Consider the following 6,234-nt stretch of genomic DNA (forward strand, 5'->3'; position numbering starts at 1 on the left):
ATGCTGACGCTGCTCGCGGACTACTCGCATCTCTTCGGTCCGCTGAATCTCTTCCGCTACATCACCTTCCGCGCCGCCGGCGCGGCGGCGACGGCGCTGTTCTTCGTCTTCTTCTTCGGCCCCTCCATCATCGATGCGCTGCGCATCAAGCAAGGCAAGGGCCAGCCCATTCGCGAGGACGGGCCGGCCTCGCATCTCCTCACCAAAAAGGGCACGCCGACCATGGGCGGGCTCATGATCCTCTCGGGGCTGCTCGTCGCCACATTGCTATGGGCGAATTTGAAAAACTCCTATGTGTGGATCGTCATTCTCGTCACCGCCTCCTTCGGCGCGATCGGCTTCTACGACGATTATCTGAAAGTGACGAAGCAGTCGCACAAAGGCTTTTCCGGCAAGGCGCGGCTTGCGCTCGAATTCGCCGTCGCCGGCCTCGCCTGCTATGCGCTCACCACGGTCGGCGGCGACAATATGTCGAAGCTCGCGCTGCCGCTGCTGAAAGGCTACGCTTTCTCGCTCGGCTGGCTGTTCATTCCCTTCGGCGCCTTCGTCATCGTGGCGGCGGGCAATTGCGTCAATCTCACCGATGGTCTCGACGGACTCGCCATCGTGCCGTCGATGATCGCGGCGGCGGCCTTCGCCATCATCGCCTATCTCGTCGGCAATTCGATCTTCTCCGATTATCTCGGCGTCAATCATGTCGCCGGCACCGGCGAGCTCACGATCGTCTGCGCGGCGCTGATCGGCTCCGGCCTCGGCTTTCTGTGGTTCAACGCGCCGCCGGCGCAGATATTCATGGGCGACACCGGCTCGCTCGCGCTCGGCGGAATGCTCGGAACCATATCGGTCGCCATCAAGCAGGAATTCGTGCTCGTCATCATCGGCGGCCTCTTCGTGCTCGAGGGCGCCTCGGTCATCGTGCAGGTGGCGAGCTTCAAGCTCACCGGAAAGCGCGTGTTCCGCATGGCGCCGATCCATCACCACTTCGAGCAGATGGGCTGGACCGAGCCGCAGATCGTCATACGCTTCTGGATCATCTCTTTCGTGCTCGCCCTGCTCGGGCTCTCCTCGCTGAAGCTGAGGTGAGCGCATGACTCCGGCGACCACATTCGCAGGGCGCAAGGTCGCGCTCTTCGGGCTCGGCGGCTCCGGCCTCTCGACGGCGCGCGCGCTTCTCGCGGGCGGCGCCAGCGTCGCCGCCTGGGACGATGGCGAGGCCGGCCGCGCCAAGGCGCAGGCGCAGGGCTTGGAGCTGGTCGATCTGACGCGCGCGGATTGGCGCGAATTCTCCGCGCTCATTCTTTCGCCCGGCGTGCCGCTGACGCATCCGCAGCCGCATTGGACGGTCGCGCGCGCGCGCGAAGCGGGCGTGGAGGTGATCGGCGACATAGAGATTTTTTGCCGCGAGCGCGCGCGTCATGCGCCGGGCGCGACCTTCATCGCCATCACCGGCACAAATGGCAAATCGACGACGACGGCGCTGATCGCGCATATTCTGCGCAGCGCCGGCAAGGACGTGCAGCTCGGCGGCAATATCGGCACGCCGATCCTCGATCTCGAGCCGCCCTCCGAGGCCGGCATTCACGTCATCGAATGCTCGTCGTTTCAGATCGATCTGACGCCTTCGCTCGCGCCGTCCATCGGCATTCTCATCAATCTGACGCAAGATCACATCGATCGTCACGGAACGATGGAGAATTACGCGGCGGTGAAGGAGCGCCTCGTCGCCGGCGCCGATGTCGCGCTGATCGGCGTCGACGATTCTTTCTCGCACGCGATCGGCGCGCGGCTGATGGAGCGGCGCCGCGAGGGCCAGCGCGTCTATCCGGTCTCGGCGGCGCGCGCGCTCGATTGGGGATTCTTCATCGCCGAGCGCAAGGCGCTCTATCGCGAGGCCGGCCATGCGCACGAAGAGACCGAGACGCTCGGCGATCTCGACGGCGCGCGCGCATTGCGCGGCGCACATAATGCGCAGAACGCGGCCTTCGCCGCCGCCGCCGCCTGGCATTGCGGACTCTCCAGCGAAGAAATCGCGAGCGGCCTGCTCACCTATCCCGGCCTGCCGCATCGCATGGAGGAGGTGGGGCGGCGCGGCCGCATCATCTTCGTCAACGACTCGAAAGCCACCAACGCCGACGCGGCGGAGAAAGCGCTGCTCTCCTATGGCGAGATATTCTGGATCGCCGGAGGCAAGGCGAAAGAGGGCGGCATAGAGCCTCTGCGTCCGCTCTTTTCGCGCATTCGCAAAGCCTATCTCATCGGCGCGGCGGCGCAGGATTTCGCTCGCACTCTGGAGGGCGCGGCGCCCTATGAGCATTGCGGAACGCTCGACGTCGCCATTGCGCGCGCCGCCGAGGACGCTGCTCTCAGCGATGCGCGCGAGCCGGTCGTGCTGCTCTCGCCGGCCTGCGCCTCTTACGATCAATTCGCCAATTTCGAAGCGCGCGGCGACGCTTTTCGGCTCATCGCGCGCGAGCTCTATGTCCATGCGCCCATTGCCGGAGAAACGCCATGATCTCGCGCGCGGAGCGATCCACTTTTTCCGATTGGGCCTGGACGATCGATCGCTGGCTGATCGCCGGCGTCGCGCTGCTCATCGTCTGCGGCCTCGTCTTCGCAATGGCCGGCAGCCCGCCGGTGGCCGAGCGGCTGCATCTTTCTACCTTCTATTTCGTGCATCGGCAGGTGCTGTATCTCGCGCCCGCGATCATCGTGATGTTCGGCGTCTCGTTTCTCACGCCGCGCCATGTGCGGCGCGCCGCTGTCGTCTTGTGGATCGTGTCGCTCGCGCTGGTCGTCGGCACGCTGTTCTTCGGCCAGGAAGTGAAGGGCGCCAAGCGCTGGATCTTCGGCGTTCAGCCCTCCGAATTCTTGAAGCCGGCCTTTGTGATCATGGCCGCCTGGGCGTTTTCGGAAGGCGCCAAGCGCAAGGACGTGCCCGGCAGCCTTCTCGCCCTCGCGCTGCTGCCCGTTACTGTCGCGCCGCTGGTGCTGCAGCCCGATATCGGCCAGACCTTGCTGATCTCGCTCGTCTGGGCGGGGCTCTTGTTCATGGCCGGCATTCATTGGCTCTGGATTTTCGGCGTCGGCGGCGTGGGCGTCGTGGGCGCGGTCGCGGCCTATAAATTCCTGCCGCATGTTCACGCGCGCGTGACGCGCTTTCTCGATCCGCAAGCGGCGGGGCAAGGCGTCGCCGACACATTCCAGGCGGACACAGCGCTCTACAGCTTCATCAGCGGCTCCTGGTTCGGCAAAGGTCCGGGGGAGGGCACGTTGAAGCGCATTCTGCCCGACGCGCATACGGACACGATCTTCGCCGTCATCGGCGAGGAGTTCGGCCTCTTCGTCTGCATGGGCGTCGCGGCGATCTATGGCCTCATCGTGCTGCGCGGGCTCTACTCCGCCTCGCGCAACGAGGACGCCTTCTGCGCCTTCGCGACCGCAGGTCTCGTGATGCTGTTCGGTCTGCAGGCCGCCATCAATATGGCGGTCAATCTCCAGCTGATGCCGTCGAAGGGCATGACGCTTCCGTTCATTTCCTACGGCGGCTCCTCGCTCATCTCGCTGGCGCTCGGCTTCGGCTTTCTGCTCGCGGTGACGCGCCGGCGCCCGCATATAGAGCCCATCGTCGAGGCGAGCGTCATGGAGGCGCGGGCATGAGCGAGCGTCCCATTCTGCTCGCCGCCGGCGGCACCGGCGGCCATCTCTTTCCGGCGGAAGCGCTGGCTCATGCGCTGCGCGCGCGCGGCTTTGCGGTGGAGCTCGTCACCGACGAGCGCGCGCTGCGCTATGGCGGCGAATTTCCCGCGCGCGCGATGCACGCCATCGCTTCCGCGACGCCGCGCGGCGGCTCCGTCGTCGACAAGGCGAAAGCCATTGCGACGCTCGGCGTCGGCGCCTTGCAGGCGCTGCGTCTTCTGCTGCGCGTACGGCCGCTCGCCGTCGTCGGCTTCGGCGGCTATCCGAGCGTGCCGCCGCTGTTCGCGGCTTCGCTGCTGCGCATCCCGACTGTGCTGCATGAAGCCAATGCGGTGATGGGCCGCGCCAATTCGTTCCTCGCCGGCCGCGTCGATAAAGTGGCGTCGGGATTTCCGCTCTCCGGCGTCTCGAATGCGCTCGCGGAAAAAATCACCGTCACCGGCAATCCGCTGCGCCCCGCCGCGCTCGCCGCCGCGGCGCTTCCCTATCCGGGCTTCGAGGACAGCGGATTGCGGCTGCTCGTCACCGGCGGTTCGCAGGGCGCGCGGGTGATGTCGGACATCGTTCCGGCTGCGCTCGAATCGCTGCCGAAGGAATTGCGCGAGCGCATCGAGCTGACGCAGCAGGCGCGCGAGGAGGATCTCGCGCGCGTCACAATGGCCTATGCGCGCGCTGGAATCGTCGCGCAGATCGCGCCCTTCTTCGGCGATCTGCCGGAGCGCATCGCCAATGCGCATCTCGTGATCGCGCGTGCCGGCGCCTCCACCGTCACCGAACTGGCGGCGATCGGGCGGCCGAGCATTTTGGTGCCGCTGCCCCATGCGCTGGATCAGGATCAGGCGGCCAACGCCGAAGTGCTGGCGAAATCCGGCGCGGCGGAAGTGGCGCGCCAAGCCGATTTCACGCCGCAATGGCTCGCGGCGCGCATCGCGGCGCTCGCTGCGGACAGCGCGGAATTGCAAAGACGCGCGCAGGCGGCCAAAAGTGTCGGGGTCACGGACGCGGCCGAGCGGCTCGCCGATCTCGTGCTCGCCGTCGCGGGCGAGCAGCACAGCGCCGCGCCGGCGCGGGGGAGCGTTATATGAGAATGCCGCGCCGTCTCGGCCCCATTCATTTCGTCGGCATAGGCGGGATCGGAATGTCCGGCGTCGCCGAGATTCTGCTCGCGCAGGGCTATGATGTGCAGGGCACGGACGCCGCCGACGGCGCCAATCTGCAACGCCTCGCCGGCAAGGGCGCGCGCGTGCATGTCGGCCATGACGCGCAATGGTTGGGCGAGGCCGCGGTCGTCGTCGTGTCGAGCGCGATCAAGCGCGACAATCCCGAGCTCGTCGCGGCGCGCGCGCGGCGCCTGCCTGTGGTGAAGCGCGCGGAAATGCTCGCCGAGTTGATGCGCGACAAGCGTTGCGTCGCCGTCGCCGGCACGCATGGCAAGACGACGACCACTTCGCTCGTCGCGACGCTGCTCGACGCGGGCGGTCTCGATCCGACGGTGGTGAATGGCGGCGTCATCAACGCATACGGCACGAATGCGCGTCCGGGCGCCGGCGAATGGATGGTGGTGGAAGCCGATGAGAGCGACGGCACATTCTTGAAGCTTCCCGCCGAAGTCGCCATCGTCACCAATGTCGATCCCGAGCATTTGGATCATTTCGGCGATTTCGACGGCGTGAAGAAGGGCTTTCGTGCCTTTATCGAAAATCTCCCCTTCTATGGTTTCGCCGCGGTCTGTCTCGATCATCCGACCGCGCGCGAGATCATTGCGCAGATCGAGGATCGCCGCGTCATTTCCTATGGCGAGAGCCTGGAGGCCGAGGCGCGGCTGTTCGATCTCGATCTTTCCGGCGGCGTCGGACGCTTTTCCGTTCTGCTGCGCGATCGCGACACGGGCGCAGAGACGCGGCTCGATGATCTGCTGCTGCCGGCGGCGGGACGGCACAATGCGCTCAACGCCACGGCCGCTATTGCGGTGGCGCATCGGCTCGGCGTTCCCGCGGACAAGATTCGCGACGGGCTCGCGCGCTTCGCCGGCGTGAAGCGGCGCTTCACCAAGACGGGCGAGTGGAAGGGCGTTTCGATCTTCGACGATTACGGCCATCATCCGGTCGAGATCGCCGCCGTGCTGCGCGCCGCGCGCGCCTCCACCAAGGGCAAGGTGATCGCCATCATGCAGCCGCATCGCTACACGCGGCTGCAATCTCTGTTCGATCAATTCGCGAGCTGTTTCACGGATGCGGATGTCGCGCTGATCGCCGATGTCTATCCGGCCGGCGAGAGCAAGATAGAGGGCGTCGACGGCCCCGCGCTGGCGCGCGCCGCCGCGGCGCAGGGGCGGCGCGTGAGCGCTTTCGCTTCGCCGCAGGAGCTGCCCGGATTGATCCGCGAGATCGCCGCGCCCGGGGATTATGTGGTGTTTCTCGGCGCCGGCGACATTACCAAATGGGCCTATGCGCTGCCGGGACAGCTCGCGGAGCTCGCGCCGTGACATTCGCGCAGACATGCAGAACGCGCGCTCCTTCTCCCACTCGTGGGAGAAGG

Annotated in this window: 5 protein-coding genes; all 5 read left to right on the forward strand. The window is 66.4% G+C overall.

What is annotated here, in order from left to right; translation table 11 throughout:
* The 5 genes from mraY to murC are packed head-to-tail and all read left to right on the forward strand — an operon-like array spanning position 1 to position 6,181.
* Positions 1 to 1,083 carry a phospho-N-acetylmuramoyl-pentapeptide-transferase gene (mraY, locus tag C5689_RS13375; RefSeq protein WP_108917772.1) on the forward strand — a complete coding sequence of 361 codons (1,083 nt, stop codon included), beginning with the start codon at positions 1 to 3 and terminating at the stop codon, positions 1,081 to 1,083.
* A gap of 4 nt (positions 1,084 to 1,087) precedes the next feature.
* Positions 1,088 to 2,512, forward strand: coding sequence for a UDP-N-acetylmuramoyl-L-alanine--D-glutamate ligase (gene murD, locus C5689_RS13380; protein ID WP_108917773.1), 1,425 nt, complete (start codon positions 1,088 to 1,090; stop codon positions 2,510 to 2,512).
* Positions 2,509 to 3,657, forward strand: a complete 1,149-nt coding sequence (locus C5689_RS13385; protein WP_108917774.1) for an FtsW/RodA/SpoVE family cell cycle protein — start codon at positions 2,509 to 2,511, stop codon at positions 3,655 to 3,657. Before murD ends, C5689_RS13385 begins: the two co-directional genes overlap by 4 nt.
* Positions 3,654 to 4,781 (forward strand): undecaprenyldiphospho-muramoylpentapeptide beta-N-acetylglucosaminyltransferase, encoded by a 1,128-nt coding sequence (gene murG, locus C5689_RS13390; RefSeq protein ID WP_108917775.1) that lies wholly within the window; start codon positions 3,654 to 3,656, stop codon positions 4,779 to 4,781. Before C5689_RS13385 ends, murG begins: the two co-directional genes overlap by 4 nt.
* Positions 4,778 to 6,181, forward strand: coding sequence for a UDP-N-acetylmuramate--L-alanine ligase (murC, locus tag C5689_RS13395; RefSeq protein WP_108917776.1), 1,404 nt, complete (start codon positions 4,778 to 4,780; stop codon positions 6,179 to 6,181). Before murG ends, murC begins: the two co-directional genes overlap by 4 nt.
* Positions 6,182 to 6,234: the final 53 nt, after the last annotated feature.

This window comes from Methylosinus sporium (genome assembly GCF_003113265.1).
GTDB lineage: Bacteria > Pseudomonadota > Alphaproteobacteria > Rhizobiales > Beijerinckiaceae > Methylosinus > Methylosinus sporium.

Excerpts from the sequence above, each read along its gene's own strand:
- mraY (WP_108917772.1), top strand. The coding sequence starts at position 1 with ATGCTGACGCTGCTCGCGGACTACTCGCATCTCTTCGGTCCGCTGAAT.
- murD (WP_108917773.1), top strand. The coding sequence starts at position 1,088 with ATGACTCCGGCGACCACATTCGCAGGGCGCAAGGTCGCGCTCTTCGGG.
- murG (WP_108917775.1), top strand. The coding sequence starts at position 3,654 with ATGAGCGAGCGTCCCATTCTGCTCGCCGCCGGCGGCACCGGCGGCCAT.
- murC (WP_108917776.1), top strand. The coding sequence starts at position 4,778 with ATGAGAATGCCGCGCCGTCTCGGCCCCATTCATTTCGTCGGCATAGGC.
- C5689_RS13385 (WP_108917774.1), top strand. The coding sequence starts at position 2,509 with ATGATCTCGCGCGCGGAGCGATCCACTTTTTCCGATTGGGCCTGGACG.